The following is a 15672-nucleotide window of genomic DNA, read 5'->3' on the forward strand; positions in this document are numbered from 1 at the left end:
TGGAATCGGGGGGTGGGGGTCGGGTTGGCGGCGCCCACGACGCTGCCGAAGAAGACCATGACCATCAAATTGGGGCGGAGGGCGAGCAGCGCCCTGACCTGCGACGACGTAGCGAACTCCCAGCGAGGACCGAGGTGTCACCCTCCGCTGCTCTCTGCCTGGCTGCCGCCAGCTGTCGCCTCGAGTCTCGTGCCGGCCGAGAGACGTCTTGCCGCATCGATCTATGACTGTGAGCTTCGCCGTGCTGGCTTTCGCATGGGTCCCGCGAGCTGAGACACGGATCCCACGGGCAAAGTCGTGACCAGGGCCTCCGGCGTGGTGAGCGTCTTCGGCGACGCCCGAAGTTGCTGTCGGCTTCCGGGGGTGACGTGATCAGCCTGAGATGGGCTCTCGTGCCGAAGATGGTGCCGGCTCCGGCTCGCGCCCGAAAGGCGGGTCGTATCAGCGAGCCACCACCCGACGGGCATCAACCATCTACACCACGCCGGATAGGTACTCCCTACGTCGCTGCGGGTCAAACTTTTCGATCGCGTACCGCAGCATGACCCGCGGCATGACCCGGTAACGTCGGGCCAGAAACTCCTCCTCCGCCGCTCTGTCACGGTTCCCTACCTCGCGCAGCATCCAGCCCACCGCCTTCTGGACGAGGTCGTGCGGGTCGCGTAGGAGCCGTTCGCTGAGGCGGAAGGTCCAATGGAAGTCGCCGGCTTTGATGAAGGCGAACGTTGCCATGATGGCGATGCGCCGGTCCCACACCAGGCTTGACTCGGCCAACCGATCCAGGACGCTTCGGTCCTTGTCGATCAGCCAGGGGCCGACGATGTACGGGGCGGATGAGTCCACCAGGTCCCAGTTGTTGATGTGGCGGGTGTTGGCCAGGATGACGCTGAAGATCTCGCCCCGTTCCTCCTCGTCTCCCTTGCTGAACTTTCGCACCAGGATGAATAGCGACGTCAGCCTCTCCTCGTGCACGCTACTGGTCAGCAGCTTCGCCGTTTCGGCTAGGGAGAGGTCACGCCAATACCGGGCGGCCACCCTGCGTTGTTCCGGCACGGAGACACCAATGGCCCTGTCGCCCTCGCCATACCCGCCTGGAATCATCTGCAGAAACCGGCTCAATCCCGCCACCCGACGTGGGTCGGCGAGGCTGGCGAGTTCGTGACGGACGTCGGCGGTCGTGGCCATGACTGTGCAACCTACCGCGACCGCCGGTGCCCACAGTGCTGCGTCTACTTGCAAACGCCAAAATCAACTGACTGGCATGCCGCCGACCGGCTGTCATCGGCGACGCGGCGTGATCAGCCCCGACTCGTACGCCCACACGACCAGCTGGGCACGGTCGCGGCAGTGCAGCTTCGTCATCGCCCGGTTGACGTGTGTCTTGGCGGTCAACGGACTGATCACCATGCGCTCGGCTATTTCGTCGTTGCTCAGCCCCCGGGCGACGAGCTCGACGATCTCCTGTTCGCGGGCGGTCAGCACGTCGCGTCCCGCCGCCGGGTCGGCCGGCGGCGGGCTGGCGACGAACTCGCTGATGAGGGTACGGGTGACCGCTGGGGCGAGCAGCGCGTCGCCCCGAGCCACGACGGCGATGGCCTGCAGCAGGTCGGCGGGGTCGGCGTCCTTGAGAAGGAACCCGCTGGCGCCCGCGCGGAGTGCGGCGAAGACGTAGGAGTCGAGCCCGTAGTTGGTGAGGATGAGGACGCGGACCACGGCGAGGTCGGGATCAGCGGCGATGCGCCGGGTGGCTTCGATGCCGTCGAGTCCCGGCATCTGCACGTCCATCAGCACGACGTGCGGCCGCAGGCGTCGCGACAGCTGGACGGCCGATGCGCCGTCGGCGGCCTCGCCGACGACTTCCAGGTCGTCCTCGGCGTCGAGCAATGCCCGGAATCCGGCCCGCATCAGAGCCTGGTCGTCGGCGAGCAGGACCCGGATCATGCTGGACCGTCCAACGGGAACGTGGCCCGTACCGTGAACCCGCCGTCGTCGCGGGCGGCGGCCTGCAGTGTGCCGCCCAGTCCGGTGACCCGTTCCCGCATGCCGCGCAGGCCCACACCCGGTGTCACCGGCCGGACTGGCGACGCCTGGCCGTCGTCGGTCACCGAGACGGTCAGCTGTGCCGGGGCATACTCGACGTGGATCTGGGCGGTGGCGGGGCCGGCGTGGCGGGCTACGTTGGTCAGGGCCTCCTGGACGACGCGATACCCGGCCTGGTCGACCTCGGCGGGCAGGTCCCGAGGCTGACCGGTGACGGTCACCTGCACCGGTACGCCGGCCGCCCGGGTCCGTTCGGCGAGCTCGCCCACCCGGGCCAGCCCGACGTAGTCCCCGTCGGAGGGTGCGCGCAGGACGTCCAGCGTCGCCCGCAGTTCCCGCATCGCGGCGCTGCTGGCCTCCTGGATCGCCAGCAGCGCGGCCGACGGTTCCTCGCCGTGCTTGCGGGCCAGGTGCACGGCGATCCCGGCCTGCACCTTGATCACGGAGATGTTGTGGGTCAGCGAGTCGTGCAGGTCCCGGGCGATGCGCAGGCGCTCCTCCCCGGCGCGACGCAACGCCATCTCCTCGCGGGTGCGTTCGGCCTCGATCGCCCGCTGCTCGACCTGTTCCAGGTACGCCCGGCGCTGTCGCGCGACGAGCCCGGCGACGTTGGCCGCCACAAACCAGCCCAGCAGCAGGGCGGTCCGCTCGGCGATCTGCTGGCCGGGCCGGTCGGCGGGCGCGACCGAGGTGTCGCGGGCCAGGAAGCCGCCGAGGAAGACGAGGCTGGCCAGGGCGGCGGCCGACCGGTGCCCTCGCCAGGCGGCGACGTAGACCGCGCCGAGGACGGGGAACGCGGCGGACACCCCGGGGTATACCCGGATGTGGAGGGCCAGCATGGCGGCGGTCACCGCGATCAGCGCCACCACCGGGTACCGCCGGCACACCGCCAGGGCCGCCGCCATGACCAGGACCAGGGCGACGTCGACCGCCCGCACCGCTGCGGCCTCCGGTGCGAGCGCGGCGTGGCCGAGCAGGAGGACGCCGAGGGCGAGGCCGCTGAGGGCGTACGGCAGATCGCGGCGCATGATCGAACTGTAGTGCGGCTGTCATCAGGGAGCATCCCGCGCCTGCGGTAGATGAGGAGTACTGCGGACGCGGTATCGGCGGCCGGGCAAGTGCCCGCGGCGGCACGACGTTTTCCCGGCCCGCCGAGGCAAGCATCGAGTCCATGACATACCGCTTTTTCACCCCCGCTCCAGCGAAGGCTGCGACCGGTGTCACCGGGGAGGTCTACCGGCAGCTGCGGGACGAGTTCCTCGGGCCGGTGCCCACCTTCCAGACGCTCTCGGCCGTGCCGGAGGTGCTGGCCGCGACCTGGGCGTTGATGCGCGAGGCCCTGCTCGCCGGGGACGCGTCCCGGGTCGACCGCGAGCTTGTCGCGTCGGCGGTGTCCCGGGCCAATCGCTGCCGGTTCTGCGTCGACGCCCACGTGATTCTGCTGCACGCGCTGGGCGAGCACGAGCTGGCCGAGGTCATTGCCCGGGGCGGGACGCCACCGGAGCCGAGGCGCGCCGCGCTCGTGGGCTGGGCCGAGGCCAGCCGCAGCCCCGGAGCCGCCGACTGGACCAGCCCGTACTGCCCTGAGGTCACCGGCACCCTGCTCGCCTTCCACTTCATCAATCGGGTCGTGTCGGCGCTGCTCGACCCGGATCTGCTGCCCGGCGGCCTGCAGCGCTCCCCGGTGGTGCGGTCAGTCGGGGGCCGGCTCTACGCCAGGACGGCCCGCGAGCCGAAGGAGCCCGGCCGCAGCCTCCCGCTCCTCGACGCCGGCACGACGGCGCCACCGGCTTGGGCCGGGGACAGCCCGGTCGGCGTCGCGTACGCGTCGCTGAAGAACGCCGCCACCCAAGGCGGGGACCTCCTGGGGGACGTGGCTCGCCAGACCGTCGCGGCGACCGTGAGCTGGGAGGACGGAAAGTTCCCTGCCCGGCCCGCAGAGTGGGCCGTCGATCTGATCCGGGACCTGCCCGGCACGGACCGCGCCGGGACGCGGATCGCGCTGCTGGCGGCGTTCGCGCCCAGCGCGATCAGCGCGGGCGACGTCGCCCGCTGGCGGCTCTTCCACCCGGCCGACGCCGACCTCGTGCGGCTGGTCGCGTTCGGGGCGATCACGGCCACCGATCACGTCGCCCGGCACTGACCTCGGCTCGTCTCTAGGGGAATCACCATGCGCAAAGCCTTCGTCATCGTCAGCACTCTGTTGCTCGCCTCGTTCGTCCTGCAGTTCGTTTTCGCCGCCGTGGGCGGGTTCACGAAACCCGCGGGCGACGGCGCATATGCGCTGCACAACGTCAACGGCATGGCCGTCATCCCCGTTCTCACCCTGCTCACCACCCTGTTCGCCGCGCTGGCGAAGGCGCCGGGCCGGCTCATCGGACTGGCGATCCTGCCGCTCGGTCTCGTCGTCGTGCAGGCGCTCATCGCCGCGCTCGCGAACGCGTCCACCGACGCCGCGGGCGCCAGCACCCCGCTCGGCCTGACCATCGCCGGGCTGCACGCGCTCAACGGAATCATCGCGGTGCACGTCGTGGTCAGCGTCCACCAGGCAGCTCGGAAGCTGGCCCACCCGGTGGAGCCGGCATGACCGCCGGCTCGCTGCTCGCGACAGACCTCGTGATCGCGGTCCTCGCGGCCGCCGGATGGCTGGGCGGCGGCGCCGCATCGGCCGCCCGGCGCCGTCCGCTCGCACTGGGACTGGCCGCCTTCGCGCTGCTCGCCACGCTCGCCCGCGCGATCACGATCACCGCGCTCGCCCGCGCCGGCTGGTGGTTCGCGGGGGAGAAGGTCCTCATCGCCGCGCCGCTCTCGCTCGCAGCGGTGGTCGTCGCCGGGCCGCGGCTGCTGCGGGCCCCGGGCGACATCAGGTCCGTCGCGGTCCCGCTTCTCTTCGCCGGGTACGCCGAAAGCGGCGCCCTGCTCGTAACGGTCCTGCACGGCTATCCTGCGTCGGCGGGCGCGGGACTGCTCGCGGTCGCCGGGGTCGTCGCGGCGACCGCGGTCTCGTGGCGCTTCCTCGGCGCGCGCCCGCCTCGGACGGTGTCCCGGGCGGCCCTCGTGGTGGCGGTCGCGGCGCTGCTGGGCGGAACCGGGTTGGCCGTCGCCCCGGACGCTACTCCCGGCGTACCACATGATCATGGATATCGGGATGCGCGGACCGCGGACGAACCGACCAGGCGGTTCACCCTGACGGCCGGGACGGCGACGGTGAGCGTGAGCGGCCGTGACGTCCCAGCGTGGGCGTTCAACGCGCAGGTTCCCGGGCCGGAGCTGACCGCCACCGTCGGCGACGTCCTGGAGGTGACGCTGCGCAACCGGGACATCGCGCGGGGCGTCACGCTGCACTGGCACGGGTACGACGTGCCGAACAGTCAGGACGGAGTGCCCGGTGTGACGCAGGCGGCGGTGCTGCCCGGGCAGGAGTTCGTCTATCGGTTCCGCGCCGATCAGGCCGGGACGTACTGGTACCACACGCATGCGGTCTCCGACGTCGGCGTGCGGATGGGCCTCTACGGTGTCCTGGTGGTGCGCCCGGCGCCGGTGACCGGCGTCGACGTCACAGTGCCGGTGCACACGCTGGCGGGCCTTCCGCTGCCCGCACCGAGAGCGGAGCCGGTCGAGGCGGGGATGCCCGTGCGGCTGCGCCTGATCAACACCGACAGCACGACGCACCGGTACGCCCTGGCCGGAACCCCGTTCCGGGTCGCCGCGATCGACGGATCCGACCTGCAGGGCCCGACGTCGCTCGTGGACACCGCCGTGCTGATCCCGGCCGGGGGACGCTACGACCTGGTGTTCACCGCGCCCGCCACGCCGGTGGCGCTGTTCGTCGACGGACGGGCGGTCTACTCGACCAAACCGGTGTCGGCGACGACCGGCGCGTGGCCGGTGCTGGATCCGCTCACCTACGGCGTCAATTCTCCGGTGCCGTGGTCCCGGTTCGACAGGGAGTTCACCCTCGTTCTCGACCGCGGCCTCGACCTGCACGGACTGCTTCCGCGATACGCCCACACCGTCAACGGCGCGGCCGATCCGGACATCCCGCCTCAGGTCGTACGCCTCGGCGACATCGTCAAGTTCACGATCGTGAACCGGTCTCAGATCGTGCACCCGTGGCATCTGCACGGCCATCATGTCCTGGTGCTGTCCCGCAACGGAAAGCCGGCGACCGGAAGTCGATTGTGGCTGGACTCTTTCGACGTACGCCCCGGCGACGTCTGGGAGGTGGCGTTCCGGGCCGACAACCCCGGAACGTGGGCCAACCACTGCCACAATCTGGCGCACGCCGACGCCGGGATGACGCTGCACCTGATGTACTCGTGATCCTCGGTTGTGAATACGGATGACCGCGGCAGATGACTAAGCGGCTGGTCAGAAGTCTTGTCCGTAGCTCACCCGGTTGATCTAGGTACCAGCATGAAGACCTCGTCGGGGTTTGGATCGGGTTACCACACACCAACCACACCCGCGACGAGGTCTTCGCCAGTATGCGCCCTGCGCATGTCTACGCCAGCCGGACCGATGAGCAGTACACCCCGGCTGGAGGCGTGGGCGCGTGCGGCCGGGCAGCCGTGGGCGCACGCGCTCGCTGCGCGCGGCCGGGCACTGCTGACCGACAACGAGGACGACTACCTACGCGCGCTCACCGCGCACGAGGGCGCGGGCCGGCCGTTCGAGCAGGCACGGACCGAGCTGCTCTACGGCGAGTGGCTGCGCCGCGCCCGGCGGCGCAGCGACGCGCGAGCCCCGCTGCGGTCGGCCCTGAAGACCTTCGAGCGGCTTCGGGCGAGGATCTGGCTGGAGCGGGCACGTACCGAGCTGCAGGCGACCGGCGAGTGGCTCGTCGCGGCCGAGCCTACGGCAGCCAGCCCACTCGACCGACTCACCTCCCAAGAGCGCCAGGTGGTCCGGCTGGCGGCGAACGGCGGCACCAGCCGGGAGATCGCCGCCCAGCTGTTCCTCAGCCCGCGCACCGTCGAGCACCACCTCTACCGCGCCTTCCGCAAGCTCAGCATCCGCTCCCGCCGCGATCTGGCCCGCCTCGACCTGTCCTGACAGCATGTGGGTAGCCAGCCCGCAGGATGATGGCGCCAGGTCGCGGTGCGCTACGAGCTGCTTATCGGCTTCCTGCTAAGCCGCATTCCGTCGTGTGTTCTGGCGCTGATGTTGCTCCACCACGCCCGCCGCGCCGCACGCGCCGACGAACACGGCACACTCATCTCCCTCGACAAGCAGGATCGCACCCGGTGGAACGAAGCCGAGATCGCCGAAGGCGTACGCGTCCTGCAGGCGGCCCTGGCCCGCGACCAGCGCGGCGAGTACCAGATCCAGGCCGCCATCGCCGCGCTGCACGACGACGCCCGCACCGCCGAGGAAACCGACTGGCCGCAGATTCTCGCCTGGTACGACGAACTCCTCGAGCTCACCGACAATCCGGTTGCCGCGCTCAGCCGCGCGGTCGCAGTCGGCGAGGTCGACGGCCCACTCGCCGGGCTGAGCGCCGTCGAGGAGATCGCGACGCGGCTCGGCGACCAGCACCGGCTCGACGCGGTGCGTGCCCACCTGCACGAACGGGCCGGACACCTCGACGTCGCCGCCGAGCACTACACCCGCGCGGCGGCCCGGGCGCGTAACACCGCCGAGCGGGACTACCTGACCAAGCAAGCGGCCCGATTGCGCCGCGGATAGCCGTTGGTCCACCGCGAGACTGAAGCCGTCACGAGAACATGACGAGCGGGAGTCCCTTGACGGCGGAGCGACATACCCACTCGCGCCGGCATGAGCGTGCGTCTCTGCGTGCTGTCGGGCTCGGGCTGCTGGCCGGGTAGCGAGTGCCGGCATACCTTGAGTTTGGTTGGGTGGAGGGCAGCCCTCTGATGATGGTGGATCAAGGCGGTTGCCCGCTCGGCGGTCACGTCGAGTGGCCGCGTCACACCCTTCCAGCCACACCTGCGAACTCAGCCGACGGCGGCGCCGAACCATCGAGACAGCTGGTTGAGCAGATCCTGCTGATCGTCACCGACCCACGCCACGTGGCCGTCCGGTCGCAGCAGCGCCGCGGGCACGTCCAGTTCTTCGCTGACGTCGACGACGTGGTCGACCCGATCTGCCCAGCCCGCCGCCGAGAGCCGGCCGGTCTGGTCGAGCAGCAGTCCGCGGCCGCCGTGCGTCAGTTCGTAGAGGCGCCCCCGCTTCAGCTGGATGTCCCGCATCCGCCGGCCGAGTAGTTCATGCCCGTCGCCGAGGTCGTAGCGGACCCCGATCGCGGTGATCTTCTCGATCAGGTACCGGTTCACGTCTTCGAAGTCCATCAGTTGCGACACCAGCCGGCGCACTGATCGGGGGCCCGGCTCGGTGGACATCAGCTCCATCTGCGCGCGGGTGTTGTCCAGCACGTCGGCGGCCACCGGGTGCCGTTCGGTGTGGTAGCTGTCCAGCAGCCCCTCCGGTGCCCAGCCGTTGACCTCGGCGGCCAGTTTCCAGCCGAGGTTGAACGCGTCCTGGACGCCGAGGTTGAGCCCCTGCCCACCGGTCGGCGGGTGGATGTGCGCCGCGTCGCCGGCCAGCAGCGCGCGGCCGGTCCGGTAGCGCTCGGCCAGCCGGGTGGTGTCGCCGAAGCGGGACAGCCAGCGCGGCGAGTGCACACCGAAGTCGGTGCCGGCGATCACCCGCAGCCGCTGCTTGACCTCCTCGAGGGTCGGCGGGACCGTGCGGTCCTCAGCCAACCCCTCGGCGGGCACGACAACGCGGTACACCCCCTCCCCGAAGGGCGCGGCGCCGAACCGAAGTTGGGTCTTGCGAACTTCGGCCACCACGGCGGCCACCGTCTCCGGCGGTACGGCCACCTCCATCTCGCCCAGCAGCGTCTCGACCCTGGTGGGCTCGCCGGGGAAGCCGACGCCGAGCAGCTTACGCACCGTGCTGCGGCCACCGTCGCAGCCGACGAGGTACCGCGAGCGCAGCCGTGTGCCGTCTGCCAGCTCGACGGTCACCCCGCGGTCGTCCTGGCTCAGCCCGACCAGCTCACAGCCGCGCCGGATCTCGGCGCCGAGTTCGGTGGCACGCTCGGCCAGCAGACGATCGATGGTGGTCTGCGGGATGCCGAGGACGTACGGATGTGCGGTGTCCAGCCGGTCCGGCTGCGGCTTGTTGATGCCGGCGAAGAAGCCACCGACCGGGTACTGCTGGCCGAGCGCGAGGAACCGCTCCAGCAGACCGCGTTGGTCCATCACCTCGATGCTTCGCACGTGCAGACCGAGCGCGCGGACATACCTGGTCGGCTCCGCCTCCTTCTCCAGCACGAGCGCGTGCACGCCGTGCAGCCGCAACTCGCTGGCCAGCATCAAACCGGTCGGTCCGCCGCCGGCAACGATCACATCAAACATGAAAACCCCCATTGCATTTCGGCCAACTGCTCCGCGCAGTCCGGCGGAGCGCATATCCGCACCTCCGCGCCGAGTGCCCGCAACCGCACGGCGAGTCCCACCGGCGGTTCAACGCCCCGCGAAGGCCCACATTTCGACTAAAGCGCACGTTCTTCGTGAATCCCTGATTTCCTCAGGTTCCGGCTTCGGCTGGAGATTCTCCGGCACGACCCGGGTCTTGCCGCAAGGCCCCCAGTGCGCTATACGTTGAGAGTGGCAGGGAGTCGCACTCTTCCTGCCTCTTGCGTCCGGTGTGGACGAACAAGCCCCTCTCGAAGCGGTGACGCGCCACGTACGGCGATGCCGGCGGCCTCAGGACATGCGCAGGACGCAACCTCGGGGGTAACAGGCCGGTCGCCGCCCAGCCGCATGTGGAGCTGTCCTGAAGTGGCTGCTGGTGTCGTTGGACGGCTGCCCGTCATATCCCATCGGGGACCTAGACCGGCATGGCTGCCACTGATCCGCGTCCTGTCGCGGCTTTCTCTCCCGTAGCCACTATGGAGGACCAACGAACATCGGGGCCAAGGGCATCGATGTGGTGGGCCGACCGCGGGCATAGGCGACCCGGCCTGGTTGGCTCACGCCAGAAGCAGCTGTCCGCCTCGATCGGTCTCCAGCAGGCAGCAAACGTCGGTGCGAGCTTCAGACGGCTGACCACCCTGGCGGTGGCCCAGGCGTCGGGCCGGCGGGCGCAGATCGTCGCCCCGCAGGTTCATAGGGTGATGTCTGCTCGGCCAACCAGTCTTGATCACACATCTCTCGAACGAATGTAACGATGACGTCGTGATCGAGTTGGAGGGGCGCTGGTGGAACGGGGTGTGGGGGCGGCTGGTTCGCCGGGATGTCGAATCCGAGGGTGACCGAGTGCGGCAGCGGCAGTTGTGGGACCTGGGGCGTCCCCTGGTCGTCCTGGTGGCGCCGCTGCTGGTACGCCTAGCCAACCGGGACAAGCGGTTCGTCTGGACGCTGGAGGAGGTGCGCGGCCATGCCCGGGACTGGCCGCCCTCCGGCGGGGACGCCGAGATGGCGAACCTCTTCCGGTATCAGGCGTGGTTCGGGCTGAGCATGGTGCCGCTGGCGATGTACATCGCCGCGTCGCAGCTACGGCCGGAGCCCACCGCCAGCAACCCCGTGCACGAGGGCGTCATGACGGTCGCCGCCACCGTGGGCATGTTCACCTTGGGCATGTTCCTGGCGAGCGGGCTCAAGTCGGCGGTGTCGCAGTACCTCAGACCGGACCTGGACCGCCGCCTCGGGCCCTCACGCAGGCATGCTCCGCGGTCGGACAGGCGGGGGCCGGGCCTGCTGGTGCGGTTGTGCCTACCGTCCAACCTCGACTGGGTGTTCGCAGTGATCTTTGCGAGCTGCATGGCACCCAACGCCTATCCCTGATCGGCTTGGTGTCGGCCGGACGTTTGCCCGCCTGTCCGGGCCGACGGACCTGCGCCAGATTGAGGTCAGCGCGGTGTCGGCGCGGGAAGGGGTGGGTTGCCGCGCACAGGACGGGCGGCTCGCGTCCGTCCCTGGATGGCCGAAACTCAGAACTCGACTCAGACAGGAGTCCAGGGTCGCCGCGCTCCGAACGATGGCGGGCCCGTTTCGCGGATTGAGCCCGTCTGGGTGCCGTGGGCATGATGTGGTCATGGATCTTGTTGGCTCGGTGCCCGCCTTCGTTGTCGCGGTTATCTTGATCTCTGCCTCGCCCGGTCCGGCGATGGCGCTGATCCTGCGCCGAGCTGCCGTGCGAGGGTTCGCCGGTGCCGTGCCGACGGTGCTCGGGCTTGAGGCTGGCCTGTATCTGTGGGCGCTGTTCGCGGCCGCCGGCCTGGCGGCGCTGGTCGCCGCCTCGGAGATCGCCTTCGTCGTGTTGCGTGTGGTCGGCGCGGGTTTCTTGCTGTACCTCGGGATCAAGGCGTGGCGGTCGGCGTGGCGCGCCCGCGGCACCGGGGCGGCACCGAACCCTGACGATGAGTTGGTCAACACGGCGAAGGGCTGGGCGACGGCGTTCGGTGAGGGTGCGCTGGTGATGCTGGCGAACCCGAAGGCCGCAGCGTTCATGATCGCGTTCTATCCGCAGTTCGTGCCCGCCGATCGGCCGCTGTTCGCCACCACCGCGTTGCTGGCCATGCTTCAGGTGGCCATCGAGGTTGTCCTGTACCTGGCGCTGGCGGCCCTGGTCGGCCGCGCCGGCGTCTGGTTCCGGCGGGCCACGGTCCGACGCCGACTCGACGCGATCAGCGGCACCGTTCTCGTCGCCCTCGGCCTGCGGATGGCCACCGAAAGCCGCTGAACGCCGTTCATGCCTGCCTGCCGGGCGACGCCGGCCGACAACCTGGTCAACATCACGGTCGCCGGCTCCTGATGGTGCAACCCAACGGCTCCGTACCCTGGCCGCCGAGCGGGCTTACCTGGCCCCGAAAAGGCTAGATAACCCGTCTCAACTGCTGTGGCCAGCGCCGCGTCTGGGAAAAGCGGTGATGGTCGACGAGGCCTCGTGTCGCAGATCCCCGTCGGACCGGGGCTGGGTATCCAGGGTCACCGAGATGCTTCTTGTTGGCGTACGAATCGGAAGCTTCGCTGCCGTTTGGTGGTTCCCATCAACGGGCAGCGAGACATACCCAACCGACTCTTCGTCCCGGTAGTTGATCGGCGTCATTGGGTGCGGGCCTGGACCGGTGGAGGGAGCAGCGTCAGTCGCCATCCGTTTTCGCACCACACCTGTGGGCTGGCGTTGACGTGCGTAGGGGTGCGGGATGCCCGCACCAGCAGCACCGCCAGCACACCAACCAGGGCGCCGGCCGGGGGCCGCGGCGAGGGCCAAGCCCTCGGCCCGCGTGTGTGGCGAAGGTTGCGCGGGCTTGTCGGCGAGCTCGACGCCACCGGGACGGGGCCGCACCCGCGGAGCGGCCCCGTCCTCGTTGGTTGGCGTTACTTGGCCAGGAAGGCCAGTAGAGCCTCGTTCACCTCGCCGGCGTGGGTCCAGAGCAGGCCGTGCGGGGCTCCGGCGATTTCGACGTAGTCGGCTTGCGGCAGCCGCTTGTGGAACTCGCGGGCGGTGGCGTCGATCGGCAGGATGTTGTCGGCGGTGCCGTGCAGGATCAGCGCCGGCACGTCGATCTTGTCAATGTCGGCCCGGAAGTCGGTGACCCAGGTCGGTACGGCGGCGCTGGAGGCGTACCAGGAGGCACCGGCGGCGACGTTCCAGCTGTTCCGCAGGGCTTCCTCGGAGAGCCGGCTGCCCAGCGTCTCGTCGGTGTTGTAGAAGTTGCGGTAGAAGTCGGTGAAGTAGGCGTACCGGTCGGTGGTGACGGCGGCGAGGATGCCGTCGAAGACCTCCTGCGGCACGCCGGCGGGGTTGTCCTCGGTCTTGAGCAGGAACGGCTCCAGCGAGGCCAGGAAGGCGGCCTTGGCGACGCGGGCGGAGCCGTACCGGCTCAGGTAGCGGGCCACCTCGCCGGTGCCCATGCTGAAGCCGACGAGTACAACATTGGTCAGGTCGAGTGTCTCCAGCAGGGTGTGCAGGTCGGCGGCGAAGGTGTCGTAGTCGTAGCCGACGGTGGGCTGGCTGGACTGCCCGAAGCCCCGCCGGTCGTAGGTGATCACCCGGTAGCCGGCGTCGAGCAGAGTCGCGCTCTGCTTCTCCCAGGAGTGCCCGTCGAGGGGGTAGCCGTGGATGAGCACGACGGGCTGCCCCTGGCCGTGGTCCTCGTAGTAGAGGTCAATGCTGGTGCTGTTCTCGGTCCCGACGGTGATGTACGGCATGACGGCCTCCCTGCCACTCGGAGAACGGTCGTTCTCGCGTCTTGTGAGGTAGCCTAGAGAACGACCGTTCTCGGCGCTAGTCCCTCGGCGGACATCCCGCCGTGAGCGTCGTCACCGGGACCCGGACAGTAGGAGGGGAAACATGCCGGCACAGGCCGACGAGGCGATCCGCGAGAAGGTGCTGGCCGTCGCCGACCGGCTCTACTACAGCCGGGGCATCCAGGCGGTCGGCATGGACGCCCTACGGGCCGAGGCCGGCGTTTCCCTCAAGCGCCTCTACCAGCTCTTCCCCTCGAAGGAGAGCCTCGTCGAGGAGGTCCTGCACCGGCGGCGCCAGATCTGGAACCAACTCGTCGAGGCCGCCGTCGCGACCGGCGAGACGCCCCGCGCCAGGCTGCTGGCCGTCTACGACATGCTGGCCCGCTGGTTCGACGAGGACGACTTCCGCGGCTGCGTGTTCATCAACACCTTCGGCGAGCTCGGTGCCAGCACGCCACGGATCGCCGACCTCGTCCGCGAGCACAAGGCCCAGTTCCAGGCCCGTCTCGCCGAACTCATCGCCGAGGCCGGCGGCCCCGCGTCGCTCGCCTTCCAGCTCGCCATCCTCGCCGAGGGGGCGCAGACCACAGCCGCCATCGCCGGCACGAGCGAAGCCGCCGGCCACGCCCGCACCGCCGCCGCGACTCTCATCGACTCCGCCCTGGCCGAGAGGGCACAGTGAGGGTGTCCGAATTGCCGGGTCGTGGGTCCGGCCCGGGTCGGAGTTGACGGTGGCGGCAACCCGTTCGTATCAATAGAACATCACCCCGCTACCGCAAAAGAGGTGCAAACGACAGCGGTCTGAGTTCCGGACACATTCGGACGATCCCGGGCGGATAGCGAGCCCGGCCAGGGGTGTTGCGCACATTTGCTGCAACAGACTTGCATATCGGACATCTTGAATACGGGAAAGCCCTTTCCTATCGTGGGGGAACGCGAGTTTTCCTACGTGTTACCGGCGTCGCACCGGCAAGCCGGCGTACCCCTCCCGCGCCGGGCCCGGTCTCTCTCCCACGGCGGGCGGTAGCAGAAGGGGCGTGCAGATGTCCGCCACGAGACGGCGAGCCTGGCTCGCCACCGGCCTTGGTCGGGGCGGTCGCTACGGCCTTCTGTCCGGTGAGCGCCACCGTCCCGCGTCGCGGCGGTTCGCCGCGACGACGTCCGGGACGGCGACGCCACCGGCTGGTCCACGTCGGGTGGCGCTGGTCGGCGGTCACCGACCGGTCCCCTGGCCTACCGGCAGTCCGGTCTTCAGACACCGCAGCGCAACCTGCGGGGTCCGGTTCGGGGAGCCGGTGCACGCCCGCAACGACGACCATCCAACAGCGACGCTGGCGTGGCCTGCCACGCGAACACCGGCTGCGGGGTCGAGGGCGACCACGTCGAGGACGAGAGCCGGTGACCAACCACTACTGCGGCCCGACCGGCCGGCGCGTCGGCCGGGAACAAACGTCTTCGCCGGCGAGGAGGGCTGGGCAGCCGTACTGCGGCGGCATCGTGCAGGACCCCGCCGCCGACCGCAGCTACACCCGGGACAACCCGAACGACGTCGAGGCCATCGTGATGGCCGGCGCCGGGTCGGGAAGATCTGAGAGGAGAAGGATGATGCGATCTGCGATCCCCGCCTCTGGCGGGCCTCACACCGCCGGTCGACCAGCCTGGCGCCGCGCACACCGTGGGTTGCTGGCCGGTGCCGCCGCGGCAGTACTGGTCGCCGCGACGCTGGCGATGACCACAGCGGCCGCACAGGCCGCGACGTTGCTGAGTGACGACTTCCAGGACGGTAACTCCACGGGCTGGTCGAGCTCGGGTGGCAGCTGGTCGGTGGTGAGCGACGGCTCCCTGGCGTACCGCCAGTCGAGCACCGGTTCGGACGCGAAGGCGCAGGCCGGCTCGACGTGGAGTGACCAGAGCGTGCAGGCGCGGGTGAAGCCGGTGACCTGGGGAAGCGGTTCCGGCCGGTTCGCCGGGCTGATCGGCCGCGCCCAGAGCATGACCAGTTACTACTACCTGGCGCTGACCAACGGCAGCCAGGTGGTGCTGGGCAAGCGGGTCTCGGGCGGCTACACCACCCTCGCCTCCGCTCCCACCGCTGTGAGCACCGGCACCTGGTACACACTTCGGCTGGAGGCGTTCGGCAGCCAGCTACGCGGGTACGTCAACGGACAGCAGGTGGTGTCAAGCAGCGATGGCACGTTCAGCTCGGGCCGGGTGGGCCTGGCCACTCTGTACGCGAGCGCGTCGTTCGACGATGTGCTGGTGACCGACCAGCCTGGTGGAGGCCAGCCGCTCGCCGTCCGCGGCGACGAAGGCGCCGGTCTCCTCGTCCGCCGTCCAGGTCCTGCCGGTCTCGCTGTCCCGGACGCAGTCGCATCCCGCGTCGTACCCCCGGACCGCCTTGCCCTCG

At 69.9% G+C, this 15672-nt stretch carries 13 protein-coding genes and 1 pseudogene; 9 read left to right on the forward strand and 5 right to left on the reverse strand.

Annotation, left to right across the window (positions count from 1 at the left end; translation table 11 throughout):
* Nucleotides 1–474: 474 nt before the first annotated feature.
* The 3 genes from C1I99_RS19490 to C1I99_RS19500 form a co-directional block, all read right to left on the reverse strand.
* Nucleotides 475–1185: a DNA alkylation repair protein gene (locus C1I99_RS19490; protein WP_111135656.1), complete on the reverse strand. Its 711-nt coding sequence runs from the start codon at nucleotides 1183–1185 to the stop codon at nucleotides 475–477.
* A 93-nt stretch (nucleotides 1186–1278) separates the two neighbouring features.
* A complete protein-coding gene (locus tag C1I99_RS19495) occupies nucleotides 1279–1941 on the reverse strand; it encodes a response regulator (protein ID WP_111135657.1) in 663 nt (220 codons plus the stop codon).
* Nucleotides 1938–3068: a sensor histidine kinase gene (locus C1I99_RS19500; protein WP_111135658.1), complete on the reverse strand. Its 1131-nt coding sequence runs from the start codon at nucleotides 3066–3068 to the stop codon at nucleotides 1938–1940. The genes C1I99_RS19495 and C1I99_RS19500 overlap by 4 nt, the downstream gene beginning before the upstream one ends.
* A gap of 143 nt (nucleotides 3069–3211) precedes the next feature.
* Here C1I99_RS19500 and C1I99_RS19505 point away from each other — a divergent pair, with 143 nt between their 5' ends.
* From C1I99_RS19505 to C1I99_RS19525, 5 genes and pseudogenes are all read left to right on the forward strand, one after another.
* Nucleotides 3212–4183 carry a carboxymuconolactone decarboxylase family protein gene (locus tag C1I99_RS19505; protein ID WP_111135659.1) on the forward strand — a complete coding sequence of 324 codons (972 nt, stop codon included), beginning with the start codon at nucleotides 3212–3214 and terminating at the stop codon, nucleotides 4181–4183.
* A gap of 27 nt (nucleotides 4184–4210) precedes the next feature.
* Entirely contained in the window at nucleotides 4211–4627 is a 417-nt protein-coding gene (locus tag C1I99_RS19510) for a DUF6220 domain-containing protein (RefSeq protein WP_111135660.1), read from the forward strand.
* Nucleotides 4624–6363 carry a multicopper oxidase family protein gene (locus tag C1I99_RS19515; protein WP_111135661.1) on the forward strand — a complete coding sequence of 580 codons (1740 nt, stop codon included), beginning with the start codon at nucleotides 4624–4626 and terminating at the stop codon, nucleotides 6361–6363. The genes C1I99_RS19510 and C1I99_RS19515 overlap by 4 nt, the downstream gene beginning before the upstream one ends.
* A gap of 198 nt (nucleotides 6364–6561) precedes the next feature.
* On the forward strand, nucleotides 6562–7095 hold the full coding sequence (locus C1I99_RS19520; RefSeq protein WP_199562270.1) for a helix-turn-helix transcriptional regulator: 534 nt from the start codon (nucleotides 6562–6564) through the stop codon (nucleotides 7093–7095).
* A gap of 96 nt (nucleotides 7096–7191) precedes the next feature.
* Nucleotides 7192–7728: pseudogene (locus tag C1I99_RS19525) on the forward strand (DUF6596 domain-containing protein); the annotation flags it as partial.
* A gap of 269 nt (nucleotides 7729–7997) precedes the next feature.
* On the opposite strand, the gene rox reads toward C1I99_RS19525, so the two are convergent.
* Nucleotides 7998–9425, reverse strand: a complete 1428-nt coding sequence (rox, locus tag C1I99_RS19530; RefSeq protein WP_111135664.1) for a rifampin monooxygenase — start codon at nucleotides 9423–9425, stop codon at nucleotides 7998–8000.
* Nucleotides 9426–10247: 822 nt separating this feature from the next.
* Here rox and C1I99_RS19535 point away from each other — a divergent pair.
* Complete coding sequence (locus C1I99_RS19535) at nucleotides 10248–10856, forward strand: hypothetical protein (protein ID WP_111135665.1); 609 nt, start codon at nucleotides 10248–10250, stop codon at nucleotides 10854–10856.
* 193 nt (nucleotides 10857–11049) lie between these two features.
* Complete coding sequence (locus tag C1I99_RS19540) at nucleotides 11050–11754, forward strand: LysE family translocator (protein WP_199562272.1); 705 nt, start codon at nucleotides 11050–11052, stop codon at nucleotides 11752–11754.
* A 638-nt stretch (nucleotides 11755–12392) separates the two neighbouring features.
* Here C1I99_RS19540 and C1I99_RS19545 read toward each other — a convergent pair.
* Nucleotides 12393–13226, reverse strand: a complete 834-nt coding sequence (locus C1I99_RS19545) for an alpha/beta fold hydrolase (protein ID WP_111135667.1) — start codon at nucleotides 13224–13226, stop codon at nucleotides 12393–12395.
* A 142-nt stretch (nucleotides 13227–13368) separates the two neighbouring features.
* On the opposite strand from C1I99_RS19545, the gene C1I99_RS19550 reads away from it, so the two are divergent.
* Both C1I99_RS19550 and C1I99_RS33380 read left to right on the forward strand, forming a co-directional pair.
* A complete protein-coding gene (locus C1I99_RS19550) occupies nucleotides 13369–13947 on the forward strand; it encodes a TetR/AcrR family transcriptional regulator (RefSeq protein ID WP_111135668.1) in 579 nt (192 codons plus the stop codon).
* 1046 nt (nucleotides 13948–14993) lie between these two features.
* On the forward strand, nucleotides 14994–15672 hold a 679-nt coding region (locus C1I99_RS33380), incomplete at its 3' end, for a 3-keto-alpha-glucoside-1,2-lyase-like domain-containing protein (RefSeq protein WP_199562274.1).

The sequence above is a fragment of the Micromonospora deserti genome (assembly GCF_003236335.1).
GTDB classification, from domain to species: Bacteria; Actinomycetota; Actinomycetes; order Mycobacteriales; family Micromonosporaceae; genus Micromonospora; species Micromonospora deserti.